The following is a 20,837-nucleotide window of genomic DNA, read 5'->3' on the forward strand; positions in this document are numbered from 1 at the left end:
GCAATGGACGCAATGAACCGGTTCTGGCTGCAGGTCCACGCACAGGCCCGCGCCATTGATGGGCGGCAAGCTCTACTCAGTTCGCTGGGCGTCGCGGCATTCGCGTATCCGCACCAGGTAGACACCGTGCGGAGAGTCCTCACCGGCACCCACTGTCGTTGGCTGATCGCAGACGAAGTCGGATTAGGCAAAACCGTTCAGACGCTAATGGTTCTGAGAGGCTTGGCCTCGCGCCGGCCAGGCGGGCTGAGGGTCGCACTGGTCGTCCCAGACGACCTGACCTTGCAGTGGGAGAAAGAACTGCTGGCCCGAGCCAACGTCGTGGCGATTGAGCCGTCGGGCGACGGGGTACCACCACCGAAACTCGGTGGGCTATTCCTGAATCTGTTCAGGTCCACCCGCCTTTCTCTGGGAGAAGTGAGGCTCGAGGCCGACGAATACGACGTACTGGTCGTCGACGAGTTTCCGAGACACCCGCAGCAAGTGCGCGCTGTCGCCGCTGCCGCAGGACGCGTCATCCCGCACGTACTTCTGTTGAGCGCTACGCCGGCTCTCCATCAAGAGGACATGCGCCGCGAGATCCTGGGCATCCTTGAGCCGGATCTCTCCCGGCGGGCAGAACTTCTGAACGTCGATGTCTTAAACCTGTTGGCCGAGCGCGAAGATGTCGCGAGGCAGATGCTGCAAAGCGGAACACTCCCAAGCTTTCTGCGCGCCCAACCTATCGCTGACGTTCGCCACAAGCTCGGGGAGGTCCACGGTCTGTTTCGGAGAGTAATTCGCACCAGGCGCCGTGATGTGGCGGTAGGGCTTCCACGCCGCGTCTATCAACCCATTTGCGTCGAGGGGACGGACGGTGATTTCGGCAGGGTCGAGACAGTCCGGCGCTATCTCGATGCACTCGAGGACACCGGCGTCAACGTCAGAGGACAGCGCCTGCTCCAGATTGCCTGCCGCAGCCCTCAAGCATTGCTGCGCCGTGCGAGCACCTTGCCTCGAGGCAGCTCCGAGTTAGCGAAGCGAGTGGCAGACATGGAGGTCGAAGCCCGCAACCCGGGAGATGCTCGCCTTGATGAACTCGTCGACCACCTGACGATCAAGTTCCGCGAGCACCCGGAGAGCCGCGTGCTCGTTGTGGCCGAGGACAACCCCACGGTGGATTACCTTCGGGACGCACTTGAGCCGCTCGTCGGTGTACATGTTGCGACGAAGCGGAACATCGGCAGCAGTTCAACAACGGAACTGGAGTCTCAGATTGTAGACCTTGCAGAAGAAATGGATCCATTCGAAGCTGGTGAGGCCCGTGTCCTGGTCGCGGCGGAGGCGTCCGTAGTTGGTCTGAACCTTCAACTGGCGGACGAGATTATTTTCTATTCGCTGCCGTGGTCGCCACTTCTTGCGGATCAGTGGATCGGCCGCATCGACAGACTGGGCATCCGCAGAGGCGCCGGCATCCAGAACGTGTGGATCACGCCAATCGTGGTCAGCGGGTCGATTGGCGACAAGGTCGTCCAGGTCTTCAAAGCGGCTGGCGTGTTCGAAGGCGGTCAAGTCTATGATGATGAGAGTTGGAAGGGGGTTGTGGCGGCCATTGAGGCGGCTGCGTACGGCTTTGGCGGGGAGTGGGCGGCGCTAGTTCATGCGGCGGGTGAGGCTGCCGCTCGGGCGGAGGGGTGGCTCTCACTTACCCAGTTTCCACCATTCCCGAGCGCAGCACGCATGGCTGAATGCTACGACGGGTTGCGCGGCCAGCGCTACGCGCTTCCCCTCCTGAGCGAAGGAGGAAACGGCTTCCGGTCATGGTTTCACGAACGGGAGGCCGCAGCAGAGTATTTGCTGCGCCTGAGCCAAGCGGTTCACTGGCTCGACCTTCGGAAGTATCGGGACGAGAAAAGTCGCCAGCGTTTCAGGACCCTCTGGTACGCGCGCCGCCCTGAGGGCGAGGATATCACCGTGCCCGAGTTGGACGACCGAGGGCCCTGGCACATGCAGGCTCTGCTGCTGAAACGCGGGGAGATTCGTTCGCCGGTAGTCAGCCACATCACCGTTCGTGATCAGCGCGAACGCGTCCTGCACTTCTTCGATCACGGCGACGCACTCCACGACTCGCTTGTGGAGCGGCTCACCAACCTCCCGGCTCTCTCAAGCGAGATCGAGTACAGTGTTGCCTTCCCGTCCGGACATCCCGCCGAAGCATGGAAGGGCAATAGGGTCGCAATCGCCGTCGGTGCGCTCTTGCCACCAACGTTTCCTCCATTGCCCGAAGGTGAGCTGGACTCAATAACCGGCGGCAGTTTGAGCCGCACGGAAGCGCAAGCTCTAGATATGGTTAAGCGGCGCACGTTCGAGGATTACCTAGCCGATACCCGCTGGCTTGAAGAGCAGCATCCCCCCCGGTTCATAGCTCTCGGGGCGGTGCAGGTAGGGGCCGAGTTCGAAGCAGTCGACGCTACCCCATTTGTTTGCCCCCTTTGGGGGGACGGCATGGCACGCTGCATCAAAACGGTGCGCCTCGACGAGAGCGGCCGCTCGTTCGTCGGATCAGCGAGGCAGTTTCTCCAGAAGGGGATTATGGATCGGCTGCTCCGATCGTCGGAAGAATTGAAGAGGCGCCTTGCAGATACGCTCGCCGTGCGGCTGTATCAAATAGAGCAGGGCGCACTGGTGCATGACCAGACCGCTGCTGCTCTGGTGGAGAGTGAGGCACGCCGCGATCAGCGATTCGACTTCAACCGTGCCCGTTCCCGTTCGGCCAACCTGGCTCGTGAAGCAGCAACCATCGCGAACCGCAGCAGAGTCACGCGGCTTGAAGCATATTCGAAAGCTCCACGATGCAGGGCTAGCGCTAAAGTCTACGTCCTGCGAATTAGTTAACCTGGGCTTCGCCGAGCAGCATACCTACGATGCCCGGCATCTTGGCACCCACCGACCAAGACCAAGCTTTCATCGGCTTACCGGCGATCGAGAGGGCACGTCGAATCTGAACGGGTACGGGGACATGGAACTGCAGCACCCCGGTTTGGCCGTCCGCGATGTAAGTCGGTTGAGGTAGCGTCTGCGTGTAGCCAATGACGGCCCAACGCCAGAGATCAAGATCCGGCACGTCCCAGTATGTGGCTCGTCGCTCCTCGATATGGACGATGCATTGCTCCCATCGAAAGCCCGATCTCCGTACGGCGGGGAAGGCGCCATCGAGGCCTATTACTCGCCATCGCCCTTCCGGTTGCTCCGAGTCGTGGCGCCCGAAGTAGGACCCACGGCCCGATAAAATTCTTATCTGGTCCGCTCCAGCCAGCGCCAGCCTGTCCCCGCCGCGTGCCAAGTCAACCGCCCGCGAAAACAGCGCAGGAGGCCCCTCGATCGTATCCGCCCCGCCTAGTTCGACGTGTCGGAGCCGCCAACCCGGCGGGCCGAGTTCTTCCTGAAGTGTCACCAGCGGCGGCGCGTCTGCGATGTCATACCCTGTCTTCGGCAATCGCCGCACCACCTCTGAGACGCTGGAGGGCTCTAACGCTGAAGCACCCAGTATGACAACCTCGTCGCTTCCCCAGTCGACGAGACGCGGCGGCGTCGCGGAGAAGGCCATTCCTGCCGCCGATGAAAGCTGGACCAGATCGCCAGCTAAAACCAGGGACGAGAGCACTTCGTTGACCACTCGGCGGAGTTCCTCGGTCGGCGGCGAGAACGGTTCGTACGCCTCGGCTAAGCCGCGGATGATCTGATGGCGGTGGATCTGGCCTGCCTCAAGGACGGCTCCGCGGATGTCCCGAGCGAGCACACCCGGGTTTGGTAGGTTCCCTTCCCCGCTCGAATATCCGAGCGCTTCCGCCCATGCATCTGACGTCATGGCGTAACTCCGAGCATCGCTGAAGCGGTGGCGGCGCTTTCGAGCGACTGCCCGAGCGAGGATGGCGTGATGACAATCACAATATGACCTCGCGCCCGCGTCAACGCCACGTACAAATCGCTTTCAGAGAACACGGGTCCAAGGGACGTCGCGTCATAGAGCACCACCACGTCAGCTTCCAAACCCTTAAAGCTCCTGGCGGTGGTGCAGAGAAGACTGCCGCCCCGCCTCCATTCGGACGCCGAGTCAACGATGGGGACGCCGGCAATCGACTCGACCCGCGCCAAGGAGCCCTTTCTCCAGGAACTCGGTCCGATCAGCACGATCTGGTCCGGACGGAGACGGTGATCCTGCAGCAATCTCCGTATCTCCATTTGGATCAGACCTGCGACCGCCTGCTGTGAGGGCGGGCTCAGGCTGCGAACAGGTCGACCGAGCGGCGCCAAAGGAGCGGGTTGGCTCTGAACGCCGGATGCAAGACTGGCGCAGTGTACAATGCGTCGAGTGTTCCGGCAGTTCACGTCGAGTGGGAGCTTGATCGCACCCGCAATCGGAGGGTCCGTTGGTTCCCGCCGAAGGCTCTGCGCCCTGTCCAGAAAGGCCCAAAGCGGCACCGAGTCGTCGAGCCCAGTTAGGTATTCAAGAGCGTCCCACCACCCAGGGCTGAAGTCCTGCGCCTCGTCGACCACTAGGGCATCGAAGAGACTGCCGTCTCCTTCGATCGACGTCGCTGCTTGAACCATTTGGTCGGGCACCACTTGGTCCCAGAATACCTCGGGAGCCCCAACAGGTCGGAAGTCGATGCCAGCCCGACGGCAGACATCAGAGGCAAGCCCGTGGAAATGTCGGACGGTGATAGGGTGCGGGCCAGGCAGCGGTTCTTCATCGAGTTTCTCGCCCATCCACTTGGCTAGCTCGGCGTTGAAACAGGTCAAGAGCACCCGCCGTCCGTCCATGGCAAACTTGCGAGCGCATCGGAGCGCGAGCAATGTTTTCCCCGAGCCCGCCACTCCGTGTACCACCGCCCGGGAGTTCACCGCGAAGCCCTGTAAGACCTGGAGTTGCTGTGAGGTGAGTTGTGCCAGCGCCTCCGAGTCTCTCCCTACATGCAGACTGAGCGGCTCATACACACTGAACTCGGGAGCGAGCGCCTTCCGGAGGCGCAAGAAGCTCTCCGGTGAGAGCTTTGCGGTGGGCCGGCCAGCCACGGCATAGGCCCGCGCAACCGCACGGTCGATCTCAGTTAAGTCGTCCATACAGATTATGCTTTCCGCAGGTAGATCGGCCGGCGGCTGGTCCTTGAATACGCAATGCGGGAAGGCGACGGCGGTCGCAAACCGAACGGAGTCTGCGAACTCCTCTCCACATACGAGCCCAACGCGCTTCTTCAGGGCCCGCATTGCCCGCCGCGCCTGCTGGGCGGGATCCCTTATCTCCTTCAGTCCTCCGCCCGTACGACGCCGCCAGCGGCGCTCTCGAAGGACGATCTCTCCTCCCTTCGCTTCGACCACCAGAATGCCAGCATTTGCGTTCAAGATGACAAAGTCAGCTTCACCCTCGCGCGCCGGTGCATCCATGTCGTCTCGGGCAGGGTACAGCCACGGAAACGAATGTAGGACGATGTGGTCATCGCCAAGCTGATCGCGGAGGGCCGTCATGAGCTTCGCTTCCGAGTCATGCGGCATGGAACCGGGATCGATGTCAGGAACACAGATAGCCAAGCTAATCACCCTGCTTCCGCACGAACCGCGCTAGCGCAGCCAAGGCGCCGGCAGACGGCAGCACTTCACTGACGCACTCCAGCCTATCCGCCGCGGCTCGATACCTTACGCGCACCTTTCCATCCGCCAGATACTGAACCATCCCAACGGTCCAGGGCGCCTGCGTCGCCCCAAAGGCCTTGCCGTCGGTACGAACAAGCAGATAGATGGCCTTGGCATTAGGTTGCTCCTGCGAGGGCCGGAAAAGGCAGAGCGAGCCTTTCGGCACCGGTCGTTCGCCATCGCCCTTCGGTCCGTCGAGTGTTCTCGCGTCGAGCCGGAACAGGAAATCGCCTGGGTCGGACGACCCAGCATCGTAAAGCGGTCCACCCTGAAGCTGGAGCGGATGCCGAAGGTCCTCAGGTCGCAGCAGCGGTACGCCGCGGTCTGAGGGGCTAAGCCCGGGCCGCCTTGTTGTGCGGCGCCCGAGCGCCATGGCCGTGGCGACGGGCAACGCGCGCTCCACGAGCAACGCGTCCACCGGAACGACGTCCTGGCACTCGGCTGCGAACTGCTCCGCTTCTTCGTCGCCGGGATCGGCCGGGAGAAATGGGTGAGCCAGAACTACCCTCCGGCCCGCTTCATCCACTAAGCCGCCGGATCGCCTCGTAAAGGACCCGCCGCTGTCGTTTGCATCGGCGGCAAGCCTGGATAGCCCGGCCAGCATCCACCGGGGCGAGAGACGCGGCGCTTCCCCGAGGAAGCACGCTCGTAGGAGGTCGCCGCCCAGTCTGCGGTCCAGGTGTTTGTGCTCAAAGCGATTCTTGAATGAGCGTAGGCACTGGTAGCAACTGTCCTCACAGGAGCAATTGTCGAGGATGCGGATGGCATCGCAGGCCAAGCGTTCTGGGTCTGCAGAGGCTGCCCTCACAAAGCCCGCACCTCCGGCGGCCTGATCGTAAAGGTAGAGGTCAAGAACGCGGGCTCCATCTGGCCCTGGAGCGAACCTGAAGTCACCGTCGATATCATTGGGTTCCAAGTCCACCGAAGCGGCCCGGACCAGCGCCTCGACCGCCGAACGAGCTGCGATCAGCGTCGCCGGCGATGATGGCCTAATTTCCCATGTCGCCGGTGTGGCCAACCTGAAGACGGCGATGTCGGTCGTGAAGCGATTTCCGAGGACAATCTCGATCGGCTTACCGTTGCAGAGATCTGGCTCCTTCGGACGGCGAGGCCGTGGCCGGTCGTGCGTCGGCTTATCGAACTGCTTGTACTCAGGGTCGAAATCACCCGGCTCGGTTCGGCCACAGCTGGGGCAATATCGAAAGCCCGACCTTTCGGATGAGAGTGTGCCCCGATTGGTCACCACCAGTTCTCGTGAATCGTTCCAAGCCTCCCATGCCGTGCCGACTGGCCAAGTGCGGCCAGTGTTGTGCTGTGAACTGCGCAGGATCGGTGCGTCAAGTTTAGCGCGCGTGACGCGGGTGGGGGCAACTCCCTCCAATGACGGCGGATCCGCTTGGATTGCGGGAGGATGGGCAAAGCCAGTCGGACGAACCCAACGCCTGGACGGGCCAAGCGCGCCTGGCACTGCGCACGCGGGACAGTCAAGTGTTTGATGGACGAAATAACTGCCCCCACGATCCTGAAGCTCGGCGTAATCGCACTCATGGCAATGGAAGTAGAGTTTGTGCTCACGGTAGGCTTTCAGCCGCTCGTCGTCGAAGGCACTCCAAAGGCCAAGTGAGATATGCCGCTTGCCATCGACCCACACTTGTCTGCCCGGTGCGTACTGGCTTAGCGCAGCATTAAGCGCCTGCTGCGGGGAGTAGCGGAGCTTCGCGCGAAACGGGTCCTTTGTCTCATCAAAGACGGCAAAAGTTGCAACATCCGTCGGGAAAGCGTAGCGCGGCATAAGGCCGACCGCGAAGAGGCGGTCGAGAAGCTTCGACGCAGCCACGCCATTCTGGTCGATATCGGCATCTTCGGCCTCTACCGAGTCATCGGCGTCGTCGGCTTCAGGCAGCAATGGGGCGTCGTTTCCGTCACCAAGCCTCATTGCGATCTCATCGGGCAAGCTGTGAACAATTTCCGATGCGCATAGGCCGGAGCACGATGTAACGAAGAGGCGGCGAATGTCATCTTCTAACTGCGGGCGCTTTTGCTCGCTCCAGTGACGCAGGCCAGCCAACGAAAACTTATTCTCATCGCCTCGCAAGAAGTCAGCCGTGTGGCCCAGCGACTCGAAGATGTTAGCGTTTTGGACGTCGTTGTCGGCGCGGTCCTGCTGAAAGCGGCCGAGAAGGAACGCATACGCCTGCCGACGCGCGATGACGGGGTTGTCTAGGTTCAACACGGGATCGGGCGCTGGTCCGGCCACCATCGGTGCCGGCTCTCGGAAAAAAGTTTGGTCGTGGTTATCCGGCCCACAGAACATGATCACTGTCGACAGGCCCGCGCCGCGGCGGCCCGCGCGACCAGCACGCTGCTGATAGTTCGCCCGACCAGGGGGCACGTTTCGTAGTGCGACGGCGGTGAGACCACCGATGTCGATGCCGACCTCCATGGTCGTCGTGCAACTGAGGATGTCGATCGGGTCTCCCGAGGCCCCCTCGTGGATTACGGGGACGTCCTGGAATCGCAGTTCATACGCTTCGTTCCGAGAAAGCGCTCGGACGGTGTTTGCGTCGTTCAGTTGCGCCGAGTGCTCCTCAGCGACGAGTTGATGCGGAGCGTACGTTGCGTCCCCATTCCTCAGGCGCTCCCAGTTGTGCCGGAAGAAACTCTTTTCGCTTCGGAAAACCGGGTCGGAGTCTGGGTCCATAACACGGGTAAGGCCGCCGCAGTGCGGGCAATTCCCGGCGAGTAACAGATTGTCTGGGGAGACCGCTGAACAGGTGCCGCAGCGGCGCCACAATAGGTGCCGCCCATCCAGTAGCGCGACCTTCCGGGCGTTGATGTAGAATGTCGCTTCGTTTGTCCCCGCGAAGACAGCACGCAGCGCTGTGACGCCCGCCTTGTTGAAATCTTTTCCCCATGCCGCAAGGCCAGCCTTGGCCAATGCCGCCTGTACGCCCTTCGGAAAGCGCCCGCTCCAGCGGCGGATGGACGATGCTCCAGCTGCAACTTCCACGTTACCCGGTGTGCCACGTAGCTTGATCGACCGCTCGAGGAGAGCGCTCCAGAGCCACAGATTGAGCGTCGCGTCGCGGACGTCCTTTTCTGTCGCGTTCAAGATAGATGGCAGTTTCAGTTCCCGTGCGAGGCGGTCGACATCTGCCTTTGTGAGCTTTGGCTTGACGGAGGCGAGTGCGAGCGAGCTCAGCCCTGTGTGCCGGTCCTGCATGACCGCATACAGGTTCTGGAACACGGAGAGCTGGGTGTTGCCTGACGTAGTCTCGGAAAGGTTGCGGATATCCTCTATTTCGGCCTCCGCGTCCTCAAGCAGCTCTGCGGCTTGGCGGCCGAATTCGTTGAGAGCTCCGGTGTCGTCGCCGACGGGCCTTAGGCGGACGCCTTTGCGTACCGCGCTCAGCGCCACCGCGAGCGGCGCGTCGTCGAGGGTAGGCGCGTATCGAGGCGTGTGGAGTTCCTTCATCCCGTCGAGCAGCAATGGGCGGAGTGCGTCTCTGAACGCAAATGTCTTCATCAAGCCCGCGAGTCGGGATGCGCTCTGTCGACCATCGGAAAAAACAAGCGCCTTGCGGCCCTTCAAGGGTGCATCGGAGTCGGGCCTTGGAGCCTGCTCAAGCACCTGAACTGCTACGAGCTGCTGAAAGGGTTCCTCGCCTTTGGTCTGCAAGTCACTTATCTTGCCTTCATCTCCGCACCGCGGACACTTGGCAAAGCGACCTGTCCCGTAGGGCGCAGGCATCCAGACCTCGCGCTGATGCTCGCCGGCTCCGTTGAGGCGGCCCGTCGTAGGATCAAGCAGCATCGGAACGGCGGCGTCAGACATGGCACTTTCCGACGGGGGCTCGAGGCAGACATGAACCGCCTCGACCGCGTCGTTCTCGCCGATGTAGGCTGAGCCGTCGTCCTGCCACAGGTGTCGCTCTCCGGCAGGTGCCCCGGCGAATGCACTTGCTACTGCCAAGCCGCAGGAGCGGCACGAGTGCAGTTCATACACCTGCGCCCCGCAGTCGCAGTGGCGCCTCGGCTCTGCGAAGAGCTTTCCCGTGGGGCCGCCGCGAACGTCGGCCGGCACTTGGGCGCAGTCAGGATCCGAACAGGCCCACAGGCCCGGGAGTCCGCGAAACATCAGGTGCGCACGCGCCGGAAGGAGAGGGGCGGCTCCGGGCGCTGGGCGCGCGAAACTGGCCAGCTCCAGCAGTGCATCGGTCGCTGGCAACGCGAGATCGGGCGCGACGCCAGGGAACAGCAGTTCGGCCAAACGAGTCAGCGACTTAGCCGGCCCTCCGATCGGGCCTGAGCCGCCCTCCTCCGTCGCTCCAGAGGCGATATTTTTGGCCAGCTTCAGCACTGGCAGGTCGCTGAGGGACTCCCAGGTCGCGAGTGCAAGGTCGTCGAACGACCAATTTGTGCCATCGGTGGTCGCCGTCCCGAGCGGGCGATCACCGGTGCGGGCGAACTCGACCGACCCTGCCTCGGGCCGAACGCTCGTCACAGCAGCGAAGTTCGCGCTCGTGCGCGCCTCATCCGCGACTTGGACTGCCTCCGAAAACGCTGAGCCGTCCTCGGCCAATCCCGCCACATGGACCGTTGAGCTCCCGCCGGAAGCACGTCTGCGGAGGCGAACCGGAGCGGACGTTGCGGCCGTGCTCGACGCAAGCAGTGGTTCAATGATGCGGGCACGCACGGCAGGGTCGGCAGATCTGAGGAGATCCGGGTCGCATTGCGCGAGCACTTCAGCGAGACGAGCATCGCCCGGTCCGGCACCCGCGAGCACCTGCTTGCGGCCCGTGAGCACCGTCGTATGCTCGCGCCGCACACCAACTAGCTTGGAGGCGAAAGACGCAGCGGCGTCCACTCGCGAGAAGGAAGCACTCGTGCATATGAAGACGATGCGTGATACGGGTAGCTGTAAGCGCTCCAGCAACCGGCGAATGAGGTAGGCCACCTCGGTCCCATTCGCGCCGCGGTAGAGATGCGCTTCGTCCAAAACGAAAAAGAATTTTTCCTCGGGAAACCTTTCAAAATAGTCACGGGTCTCGTCAAATATGCTGCGTTCGAGTGGTCGCAGAAGCATGTACTCCAGCATGGAGTAGTTGGTCACAAGCAGGTCCGGGGCGGCAGCCTGCATTTCATGCCGAGTGAGTAGTTCCGCGTCTTGGAGGCGCTCTATTGCCCGCTTCGGCGCTCCGCTAGCGTCCTCCCACCGTGTTTGCGGTTCTCCAAACCAACCTCGCAGCCCATCGTAAGCGCCAGGCGAGCTGTCTGGCTTAGCTGGCCAGCGCCCCTTTTCCTTCAGTCTGTCGACGAGCTGGCGCTCTCGTTGATTACCTTTGCGTGCCTCATCCTCAAGGGCGAGGTAGTACTCCAAAGACTTAAGGCGCTCTTGGTCGCGCTTGCCGCTGCGGACCCCCGGGTAGAGGGTTCTGCCCGTGTAGCGCCCGAACTTAGCTGGTCGCTTCGCTGCCTTCTGAAACCAATCACGCGTCACCTTGGCTCCGAAGAGGGTGCGCAGACGGCCAAGCTGATCATTTACCAACGCGTTCATCGGGTACAGCAGTAGGGCGCGCACCGCCCGATGTGCGAAATGGGTCGGCCGCTCCGCTGCTTCCTGAGCGAGACGGCTTAGGACCGGAAGCAGGAAGGCCTCTGTCTTGCCCGACCCCGTCCCCGTCGTGATCACCACAGCACTTCCGCCGGCCTGCTCCCCTAGCGTCAACTCCAAAGCTTTCGCTTGATGCTCGTATGGGGGATCAAACAAGAGGTGACCGGCACTGGCAGAGGCCAGCTTCGACAGCATAGAGCGTACTGATGCGGGTAAGTCCAGTGTATCAAAAGTGCGCTCGCCAACGTAGACAGGCGTGCTCTCTATGTAGGGTTCTTGTGAAATGCCGCCTGCCTGATTGAGAAGGTTGCGACGTATCTGGACTGTCTTGGGATTTGAGAGGTGGTATGTCGCCTCTATATAAGAGGCTAGCCTCGAATGCATTTCCTCAATTTCGTGGCGCATCGCAGATCCTGGTTCAGGCTTGTGAGCACGCTATCCGATGGATGCGTTTGGTTGAAGGCCCAAGGCGCTTATGCAGCGGGATGATGGTGTCGCCGGGCTAAACGTGTCCGTGTTTCTGGGAAGTTCGCCCCGCCGCGTGTTCCGGGAGGGCTGCAAGGTGCTGTGAGACCGCTCGCTGGGCACGGTCCCTTAACCGGGCGGCGCTAGGTCCCGAGCCTAGCAGGAGGCTGTGGGCTCAATCGACGCATACCGACACTACAGGGCACTACAGCATCAGGTTAGGTCTGAAATTCATTAGATAATTCAATAAACTACGGATTGATGCCACTTCTTCGTAATCAGTAGGTCCCCGGTTCAATCCCGGGTGTCGGCACCAGTTCTCTCAGGCATTTCCGGCTTGTTGCGTTTTCTTTTGGCGCCTTGCCGAAAGGCGCACCGGAACATGCGGGCGGATGCACCGGAACCTGCGCCCAGGTGCACATCTCTGCCGCGCCAGGCGGAAGGGGCCGCCACCACCCGCCACATGGACCTTCGCCCGCGCGGCCGCTTCGTCCTGGACGCCGAGCAGGATTGCCGGCCTCGGCATGGGACGACGCCCTTGGCTCTCAGACCGCTGAGATGCGGGACTACAGCGAATTGCGTTCAGAACTGAACGCTCATCCGCTGTAGCACCTTGTTTTGCGAGCAGATTCACGCCTTCGGTCGTTCACGGCCTCCGGCGATCTGCTCTAGCCCGGCCAGCGTGCCGTCACGTCGAACTCGATCAGTTCCTTCTTCGAATTGCGCTTCCGGAGCGGCATGCACCTGATGTCGGTGAAGCCCAGGCTGCGCAGCATCGCGGCGTAGATCTCTTCCACGGGCAGGAGCACCCCGTAGAAGGTCGAGTTCCCGACGATGTAGTGAACCTCCGCCTCCGCAGCCAGCACGGGTGTCAGGCCGCGAAAATGAGCCCATATGTCGTCGAAGTACTTCGCGACGTAGTTGGCCAGGAGGCGCCCGTTCTTGTTGTCGGCATGGGCGATCCGCTCCAGCGCGCTGTCGAGTGCGGGGTTCATGTAACGGTCATCCGCCCGGTTCCACTCGATCAGGCGGCTGGTCGCGATGCCCCAGGTGCCGCCAATCGCCGACCAGTCGAGTTCGCCGGCATCGCGGCCATTCACCAGATGCCCGGTCCAGTACATGTAGGGGCGGAGTTCGCGGATATAGGACATCCGGTTGGCATAGGGCGGCGATGTGATGACGCGCTCGAACGGCCCCTCCACCACGGCCGCGGCGTTCCTGCTGTCGGCCTGAAGGACCCGGCCCGAGCCGGGCGGGTTCTCGGCTGCGCCCTTCAGCACGAAATGCACGTCGTCCGTGAACCGGCGCGGCATGTCGATCCCGAGGTCAGGCGACAGGTTGCCATCCTCCTTGAAGGACATGGACTGATGGTTGAAGGCCGCATTCGAGAGCGCAATCAGGGACCGGCAGAAGGCGATCAGGAGCAGCGTCCTCTCGGGCGATGCAGCCGCCGTGGTGGCCTCGATGGCGGCCCGCAAGCGCTGCAGGAAGGTCAGGGCAGGGGGGGACCACCACCGCCTGATGTTATGGATCGGCGGCGCCGGCGCCGGGGCCAGGTCGGCGCGCTCCACCAGCTCCACCGCTCGCCGGCAGGCCGAACGCGCGGCGGCCAGCATGTCATCGGTATAGATGGCCATCTTTGCCTGGCCCAGCCAGACCAGGAAGGGATTGATGTCCGTCGTCACCCCTTCATGGCCGTGGTAGGCGGCACTCAGCGCCGTTGTCCCCGTGCCGGAGAACGGGTCGAATACACGCATCGGCCTGTCGCACCGCTCGATCAGGTCTTCGACCACCTTGACCGAATAGGCAGGGGTCAGGCGCAACCACCCGTGCCGGCCACTCTTCAGGTTGTGCTTGTGGGTGTAGTCTGCCCTCCGGCGCAGCAGTTCACGCGCGGTCATGCTCATGTCGTCTCCGGGGCCAGGAGCGCCTTCAAGACGGCATCCATTTCTGCGCGACGGGTCTTGCTGTTGCGCCGGAACAAGGCGGCAGGGCCATGCCCGACGACATCGCGCATGATGCTCCGGGTCGGAGGGAGGGGATCATTGGTGCCGATGACCCCCGTCACGACCGCCCCCATCGGGTGGCCCACACGGAATCTTAGTCCAGCGCCGGTCCGGGCGCTACCGCTTGTGTGGCTGGCGGGGATGGATCGGTACGGCGCCGCGGATGGGCAGTACCACCTCCGGCGCCGGCGGCCTGAAGCCGGTGAAGCCGGCAAGGCATGGCGGACCCGGGTGCATCGCCAGGCGGGCCATCCAGGGCCAGCGCATCGCGCAGATCCGTTCCAGGCGCGGGAAAAGGGGGCGATCGGCCCCGTCCCACCCGCAGCTACAGCGGATTGGCGTTCGGAACTGAACGCCAATCCGCTGTAGACCGTTGTTTGCAGAGCAGATTCACGCTCCCGGGTGTTCACGCCCGTCCGCGATCTGCTCTGGCAGGCACAGGTTCCGGACCGGGTGCCGGCATCAGCCTTCGACAGCCAGGCAGCACCCGCCGCGGCGCGCATCCGGCCTCGGCATGACCCGTGCCCGCGGCGGAATGCCGCGCCGTCGGTGGCTGCAATGTTTTGTCATATCCAGGCAACGCTGCGGACGTGCTGCGGCCGTACCGGGGTGGCATGACGCCGGTCCCGGCATGGCGCGCCCTGCCATTTCCCCCTCTGTCCCTCCTGCTGGCCGGGTTGCTCGCCGCTGCCCCGGCTGCCGCCGCGGGGGTGCGGGAGGGCTTCCAGGGCGCCCTCGCCCTCAGCCCGGACCTCCGCGCGCTGGAGGCCGAGCGGGAGGTCGTCACCGCGCGCCGCGCCCAGGCGGAGGCGCTGCTGCCCGGGGCGCCCATCCTCGGCCTCGGCTACCGCAGCGATGCCGTGACCCAGAACCGTGGCTTCCGGGAATATGAGGGCAGCCTCGGCCTGCCGGTCTGGCTGCCCGGCGCCGCCTCCGCCCTGCGCGGCAGCGCCGAGGCGCAGGGCCTCCGCCTCACCGCCCGGCAGGCTCGCCAGCGCCTGCTGCTGGCCGGGGAGGTGCGCGACGCCTACTGGGCCTGGGCCCTCGCCGCCGCCGAGCGCGATGCCGCCCGCGCCCGCCTGGCCGCCGCGCAGGCGCTGGAGCGCGACCTGGCCCGCCAGGTCGGTGCCGGCAACGCCCCGCGGGCCGACCTGCTGCTGGCCCAGGCCGATGCGCGCGATGCCCAGCTCACCCTGCGGGACCGCGAGACGGCGGTGCGCGAGGCGGCGCTGGCCTTCCGCAGCCTGACCGGCGCCGAGCCCACGCCGCAGGGCGGCGAGCCCGACCGCAGCGCCACCGCGGCGCCGGGCGAGGATCCGCGCCTCCGCGCCGTCCGGGCCGCCGCCACCGCCGGCCGGGCCGATGCCAACCTTGCCCGGGTGCGGGACCGGCCGGACCCGGAACTCGGCCTGCAGCTGCGGCAGGAGCGTGGCAGCTTCGACGAGCCCTATGGCACCCGCATCCAGCTCGGGGTCCGAATCCCCTTCGCCCATGCCCCCGCGGTGCGGGAGCGGGTGGCGCTCGCCCAGGCCGATATCACGGCGGCCGAGGCGGAGGCGGCGCAGCTCGACCGTGCCCTGGCCCTCGCCCGGGACCGCGCCCGCGTCCGGCTGGAAGCAGCGCGCGATCTCGCGCGTGGCGCCGAGACGCGGCACGCCGTGCTGGCCGAGCGCGCCGGGCTGGTCGAGCGCGCCTATCGCGGCGGCGAATTGCCGCTGGTCGAACTGGTGCGCGCCCGCGCCGCCCTGGCGGATGCCGATGCCGCGCGGCGGCGCGCCATGGTCGAGGCCGGCCGCGCCGTCTCCCAGCTCAACCAGGTCTCGGGGGTGGAGCCATGACCGCGACCCGCCGCTGCCTCCTCCTCGGCGCCGCCGCGCTGCCGCTGGCCGCGCGCCGCGCCGCCGCCCATGCCGGGCACGACCATGGTGAGGAGGACGCCGCCGCGCCCGCCAGCGCCGCGCCGCGCGTCACCGCGAGCAGCGAGGCCTTCGAGTTGGTCGGCCTGCTCGGCCCGGATGGCGCGCTGACCCTCTGGCTCGACCGCTTTGCCGACAATGCGCCGGTGGACGGCGCGACGATCCTGGTCGGCCTCGATGGGCAGGAGATCGGCGAGGCGCGCCGGGTGGCGGAGGCGGTCTATGCCCTGCGGCATGAGGCGCTGGCCCGGCCCGGCACGCATGACCTGACCTTCACCGTGACCGCGGGCGGGGAGATGGACCTGCTCGCCGGGACGCTGGCGGTGCCGGAGCCGACCGCGCCGGCCGCCGCGCCGCATGGGCTGCTGGAGACGGTGCGGGAACAGCCCGTGCTGCTTGGCATCGGGGCCGGGCTGCTGGCGCTCGGCGCGCTGCTCGGCCGGTTGGCCGCGCCGCGCCCGCTGCCGCCGATGGCGGAGCCGGAACCTGCCCCCGCCCGCGCTCCCGGCGCCGGGGAGGCACCGCCGCTGCGCCGCGCCGCCGGCCCGCTGCGCTGCCTCGCCCTGCTGGTCCTGCTCGCCCCCGGCCTCGCCCTCGCCCAGGGCATGGAGGCGCCGCGGCGGCTGCCGGATGGCTCGGTCTTCGTCCCCAAACCCTCGCAGCGCCTGCTCGGCATCCGGACGGTGATCGCGGAGACCGGGGAGGCCACGCCCACCACGCGTCTGGTCGGCCGGGTCGTGCCCGACCCCAATGCCACCGGCCGCGTCCAGCCCAGCCAGGCCGGGCGGATCGAGCCGGGCGAGGCGGGGCTGCCCGCGCTCGGCCAGCGTGTCGAGCAGGGCCAGGTGCTGGCCTGGGTCGCGCCGATCTACAGCGCCGCCGAGCGCGGCCAGCTCCAGCAGGGCGCGGCGGAGCTCGATGCCCAGATCACCATCGCCGAGGCCCGCGTCGCCCGCCTCGCCCGGCTGCAGGGCTCGGTGGCCGACCGCGAGATCCAGGATGCCCGGACCGAGCTGCAGGGCCTGCGCCAACGCCGCGCCGCGCTGAACCCCGTCATCGCGGGGCGGGAGGCGCTGCGCGCCCCGGTCGCCGGCGTGGTCTCGGCCGTTGCCGCCGCGGTCGGGCAGGTGGTGGATGCGCGGGAGACGGTCTTCGAGGTGGTGGACCCCGCCCGGCTCTGGGTGGAGGCGGTGGCCTTCGATCCCGCCACCGCCTTCGGCCCGATCGCCGGCGCCACGGCAACGGGGCCGGCGGGGGAGCGGCTGGCGCTCGATTTCGTCGGGCGGGGGCTCGCGCTGCGGCAGCAGGCGGTGCCGCTGAACTTCCGCATCGCCGCGCCGCCGGCCGGCCTTGCCGTCGGCGCGCCGGTGACCGTGACGGTGGAGGCCGGGGCGCGGCGCGTGCAGGGCATCGTGCTGCCCGCCGCCGCGCTGGTGCGGCCCGCCGAGGGGGCGCCCGTGGTCTTCGAGCATGCGGCGCCGGAGCGCTTCATCCCGCGCCAGGTCCGCACGGAGCCGCTGGATGCCAGCCGCGTGCTGGTGGCGGCGGGGCTGGAGCCGGGGGCGCGGGTGGTGGTTCAGGCGGCCGGCCTGGTCGCGCAGGTGCGCTGAGCCGTGCTGTTCAACCTCCTCGTCTCCGCCAGCCTGCGCAACCGGCTGCTGGTACTGGCCGCGGCGCTGCTGGTCGCGGGCTACGGCCTCTTCCTGCTGCCCCGCATCCCGGTGGATGTCTTCCCCGACCTCAACCGCCCGACCGTGACGCTGATGACCGAGGCCGAGGGGCTGGCGCCGGAGGAGGTGGAGCAGCTCGTCACCTTCCCGCTCGAGACGGCGATGAACGGCATGCCGGGCGTGACCCGCGTCCGCTCCGTCTCCGCCGTTGGCCTTTCCATCGTCTTCGTCGAATTCGACTGGGGCACCGATATCTGGCGCAACCGCCAGCAGGCGGCCGAGCGCCTCGCCTTGGTGCGGGACCGCATGCCCGCCGGCGTCGCGCCGCAGATGGCCCCCGTCAGCTCCATCATGGGCGAGATCATGCTGGTCGGCATGACCGGCGAGGGCGTCCCGCCCATGGAATTGCGCGACCTGGCGGACTGGGTGGTGCGCCCGCGGCTGCTGACCATCCCCGGCATCTCCCAGGTCATCCCGATCGGCGGCGAGGTGCGGCAGTACCGCGTGGTGCCGGACCTCGCGCGGATGCATGCGCTGGAGGTGGCGCAGGAGCAGCTGACCGCGGCGCTCCGGCAATTCGGCACCAATACCGGCGGCGGCTATGTGGACCAGGCGGGGAAGGAGTGGCTGATCCGCAATATCGGCCGCACCACGCGGCTGGAGGACCTGCGGGATGCCGTGGTCGCCTGGCGGCAGGGCCAGCCCATCCTGCTGCGCCAGGTCGCCGAGGTGGATTTCGCGCCCCGCTTCCGCCGCGGCGAGGCCGGGCTGGACGGTGCGCCGGGCGTGATCCTCTCCGTCCAGAAGCAGCCCGGCGCCGACACCGTGGCGCTGACGCGGGCGGTGGAGCGGGCGCTGGCCGAGCTGCAGGGGGCGATGCCGCCGGGCGTGCGGGCGGACCGCATCCAGTTCCGCCAGGCCGATTTCATCGAGACCTCCATCGCCAATGTCGAGCGCGTGCTGGTCGAGGCGCTGGTCGTGGTTGGCCTCGTGCTCTTCGCCTTCCTGATGAATGTGCGGACCACGGCCATCTCGCTGCTGGCCATCCCGCTCTCCGTGCTGGTGACGGCGCTGGTCTTCACCGCGCTCGGGCTTTCCATCAACACCATGACGCTGGGCGGCCTGGCCATCGCCATCGGCGAGCTGGTGGATGATGCGGTGGTGGATGTGGAGAACATCCTCCGCCGGTTGCGGGAGAACCGCGAGCGCGCGGACCCCCTGCCCGTGCTGGCGGTGATCGCGGCGGCGAGCCGGGAGGTACGCTCCGGCATCGTCTATGCCACGCTGATCGTGGTGCTGGTCTTCCTGCCGCTCTTTGCCCTGTCGGGCATCGAGGGCCGGCTCTTCGCGCCGCTCGGCATCGCCTATGTCGTCTCGATCCTGGCTTCGCTGCTGGTCGCCGTCACCGTCACGCCGGTGCTCGCCTCCTTCCTCCTGCCGCGGATGAAGCGGCTGGAGCGCGGGGATGGCTGGCTGCTGCGGCGCCTGAAGGCGGGGCAGGAGAGGCTGCTGCTCTGGGCCTTCCGCCGGCCTTCCCTGGTCTATGCGGTGGCGGGCATCGCGGTGCTGGGCGCGGCCGCCACCGTGCCGCTGCTGCCGCGCTCCTTCCTGCCGCCCTTCAATGAGGGCACGCTGACCATCAATCTCACCTTCCGCCCCGGCATCTCCCTCGCCGAGAGCGGCGCGCTCGGCGCCGTGGCGGAGCGGCTGCTGCTGCAGGTGCCGGAGGTGAAGGGCACCGGCCGCCGCACCGGCCGCGCCGAGCTGGACGAGCATGCCGAGGGCGTGCATTCCACCGAGATCGATGTGGACCTGCATCCCGGCCGCCCGAAGGGCGAGGTGCTGGCCGATATCCGCGCCCGCCTCGCCATGCTGCCGGCCGCCGTCAATATCGGCCAGCCCATTGGCCACCGGCTGGACCACATGCTCTCGGGCGTGCGGGCGCAGATCGCGCTCAAGATCCACGGCGACGACCTGGACACCCTGATCGCGCTGGCCGAGCGGCTGCGGGCCCGGCTGGAGGCGGAGGTGCCCGGCCTCGCCGACCTGCAGACCGAGCGCGTGGTGCGCATCCCGCAGCTCCGCCTCGCCGTGGACCGCGAGCGGGCCGCGCTCTACGGCGTCTCCGCCGCGCAGCTGACCGAGGCGTTGCAGGCGCTGACCGGCGGCCAGGTGGTCAGCCAGGTGCTGGACGGCCCGCGCCGCATCGATGTGGTGCTGCGGCTGCGCGACGAGGACCGCACCGGCGCGGCGCTGGCCGCCGCGCTGGTCGAGACGCCGGGCGGGCGCGTGCCGCTGTCCCTGCTGGCGCGCGTCGAGGAGGCGGACGGGCCGAACCAGATCCTGCGGGAGAATGCCCGGCGCCGCATCGTCGTGCTGGCCAATGCCGCGCCGGGCGCCGATCTCGGCGCGGTGGTGGAGCGCATCCGCGCGGTGCTGGCGGAGACGCCCCTGCCGCGCGGCTATGCGACCGCGCTCGAGGGCAGCTTCCAGGCGCAGGAGGAGGCGAACCGGACCATCCTGGCGCTCTCCCTCGTCTCGCTCGGGCTGATCTTCGTGGTGCTCTACTCCCGCTACCGCTCGGCGGTGCTGGCGCTGGTCATCATGGGCAATGTCCCGCTCGCCCTGGTCGGCGCGGTCGCGGCGCTCTGGATCGCCGGCCAGCCGCTCTCGGTCGCCTCCCTCGTCGGCTTCGTCACGCTGACCGGCATCGCCACGCGCAACGGCATCCTGAAGGTCAGCCACTACCTGAACCTCGCCCTGCTGGAGGGCGAGCGCTTCGGCCTCGCGCTCGTGCTGCGCGGCAGCCGGGAGAGGCTCTCGCCGGTGCTGATGACCGCGCTCTCGGCCGGCCTCGCCCTGGTGCCCCTGCTCATCGGCGCCGAGGCGCCGGGCAAGGAGATCCTGCACCCTGTCGCCGTCACCATCTTCGGCGGCCTCGTCAGCGCGACCCTGCTGGATACGCTGCTGACGCCGCTGCTCTTCCACCGCTTCGGGCGCCCGGCGCTCGCCCGGCTGCGCGCCCGCGCGGCCGAGGGCGGGCTGGCCGGCCGCCCCGCCGAGGCCTATTGACCAGGGAGACCCGCCATGACCCGACGTGCCTTCACCCTCGCCCTGCTCGCCGCCTTGGCCGCGCCCGGCCTGGCTTCCGCCCATATGCCGGCCGGGGCGCGGGGACCGAATGGCGGCCAGGTGCAGGATATCGGCCCCTATCACGGGGAGCTTCTGGCGCGGGACGGGGAGCTGGTGCTCTTCCTCTTCGACCACAATGACCGGCCGGTGGATGCGCGCCGCGCCAGCGGCAATGCCGTGGTGCTGGCGGGCGGCCACCAGCACACGCTGCCCTTCGAGGCGCGGCCGGATGGCAGCGCGCTCGTCGCGCGCGGGGAGTTCCATGCGGTGCCCGACCTGCGCGTGGTGGTGCAGCTGGTGCCGGGGCCCGGCATCTCCCGCGCCCAGGCCCGCTTCACCCCCCTGCGGTGACGGCCGGCCCGGC

General features: G+C 66.7%; 9 protein-coding genes. 5 read left to right on the forward strand and 4 right to left on the reverse strand.

What is annotated here, in order from left to right; translation table 11 throughout:
- Positions 1 to 3 precede the first annotated feature (3 nt).
- Positions 4 to 2,874 carry a helicase-related protein gene (locus tag LHA35_RS05840; RefSeq protein ID WP_226605710.1) on the forward strand — a complete coding sequence of 957 codons (2,871 nt, stop codon included), beginning with the start codon at positions 4 to 6 and terminating at the stop codon, positions 2,872 to 2,874.
- On the opposite strand, the gene LHA35_RS05845 is transcribed toward LHA35_RS05840, so the two are convergent.
- The 4 genes from LHA35_RS05845 to LHA35_RS05860 all read right to left on the reverse strand — a co-directional run bounded on the left by LHA35_RS05845 (position 2,867) and on the right by LHA35_RS05860 (position 13,656).
- Entirely contained in the window at positions 2,867 to 3,847 is a 981-nt protein-coding gene (locus LHA35_RS05845; RefSeq protein WP_226605712.1) for a hypothetical protein, read from the reverse strand. The genes LHA35_RS05840 and LHA35_RS05845 overlap by 8 nt on opposite strands.
- Entirely contained in the window at positions 3,844 to 5,532 is a 1,689-nt protein-coding gene (locus LHA35_RS05850) for a nuclease-related domain-containing DEAD/DEAH box helicase (protein WP_226605714.1), read from the reverse strand. Before LHA35_RS05850 ends, LHA35_RS05845 begins: the two co-directional genes overlap by 4 nt.
- Positions 5,533 to 5,569: 37 nt before the next feature.
- Positions 5,570 to 11,689 carry a DEAD/DEAH box helicase gene (locus tag LHA35_RS05855; protein WP_226605716.1) on the reverse strand — a complete coding sequence of 2,040 codons (6,120 nt, stop codon included), beginning with the start codon at positions 11,687 to 11,689 and terminating at the stop codon, positions 5,570 to 5,572.
- 728 nt (positions 11,690 to 12,417) lie between these two features.
- A complete protein-coding gene (locus tag LHA35_RS05860) occupies positions 12,418 to 13,656 on the reverse strand; it encodes a DNA adenine methylase (protein ID WP_226605718.1) in 1,239 nt (412 codons plus the stop codon).
- A gap of 713 nt (positions 13,657 to 14,369) precedes the next feature.
- On the opposite strand from LHA35_RS05860, the gene LHA35_RS05865 reads away from it, so the two are divergent.
- From LHA35_RS05865 to LHA35_RS05880, 4 genes are read left to right on the forward strand one after another with little or no spacing between them, the layout of a single operon-like run.
- A complete protein-coding gene (locus LHA35_RS05865) occupies positions 14,370 to 15,593 on the forward strand; it encodes a TolC family protein (protein WP_226605721.1) in 1,224 nt (407 codons plus the stop codon).
- Positions 15,590 to 17,281 (forward strand): efflux RND transporter periplasmic adaptor subunit, encoded by a 1,692-nt coding sequence (locus LHA35_RS05870; RefSeq protein WP_226605723.1) that lies wholly within the window; start codon positions 15,590 to 15,592, stop codon positions 17,279 to 17,281. Before LHA35_RS05865 ends, LHA35_RS05870 begins: the two co-directional genes overlap by 4 nt.
- Positions 17,282 to 17,284: 3 nt before the next feature.
- Complete coding sequence (locus LHA35_RS05875; RefSeq protein WP_338050843.1) at positions 17,285 to 20,413, forward strand: efflux RND transporter permease subunit; 3,129 nt, start codon at positions 17,285 to 17,287, stop codon at positions 20,411 to 20,413.
- 15 nt (positions 20,414 to 20,428) lie between these two features.
- On the forward strand, positions 20,429 to 20,824 hold the full coding sequence (locus LHA35_RS05880; RefSeq protein ID WP_226605726.1) for a hypothetical protein: 396 nt from the start codon (positions 20,429 to 20,431) through the stop codon (positions 20,822 to 20,824).
- Positions 20,825 to 20,837 lie beyond the last annotated feature (13 nt).

The organism is Roseicella aerolata, assembly GCF_020523605.1.
In the GTDB taxonomy this organism is placed as follows: domain Bacteria; phylum Pseudomonadota; class Alphaproteobacteria; order Acetobacterales; family Acetobacteraceae; genus Paracraurococcus; species Paracraurococcus aerolatus.

Excerpts from the sequence above, each read along its gene's own strand:
- LHA35_RS05840 (WP_226605710.1), top strand. The coding sequence starts at position 4 with ATGGACGCAATGAACCGGTTCTGGCTGCAGGTCCACGCACAGGCCCGC.
- LHA35_RS05845 (WP_226605712.1), bottom strand. The coding sequence starts at position 3,847 with ATGACGTCAGATGCATGGGCGGAAGCGCTCGGATATTCGAGCGGGGAA.
- LHA35_RS05850 (WP_226605714.1), bottom strand. The coding sequence starts at position 5,532 with ATGCCGCATGACTCGGAAGCGAAGCTCATGACGGCCCTCCGCGATCAG.
- LHA35_RS05855 (WP_226605716.1), bottom strand. The coding sequence starts at position 11,689 with ATGCGCCACGAAATTGAGGAAATGCATTCGAGGCTAGCCTCTTATATA.
- LHA35_RS05860 (WP_226605718.1), bottom strand. The coding sequence starts at position 13,656 with ATGAGCATGACCGCGCGTGAACTGCTGCGCCGGAGGGCAGACTACACC.
- LHA35_RS05865 (WP_226605721.1), top strand. The coding sequence starts at position 14,370 with ATGACGCCGGTCCCGGCATGGCGCGCCCTGCCATTTCCCCCTCTGTCC.
- LHA35_RS05870 (WP_226605723.1), top strand. The coding sequence starts at position 15,590 with ATGACCGCGACCCGCCGCTGCCTCCTCCTCGGCGCCGCCGCGCTGCCG.
- LHA35_RS05880 (WP_226605726.1), top strand. The coding sequence starts at position 20,429 with ATGACCCGACGTGCCTTCACCCTCGCCCTGCTCGCCGCCTTGGCCGCG.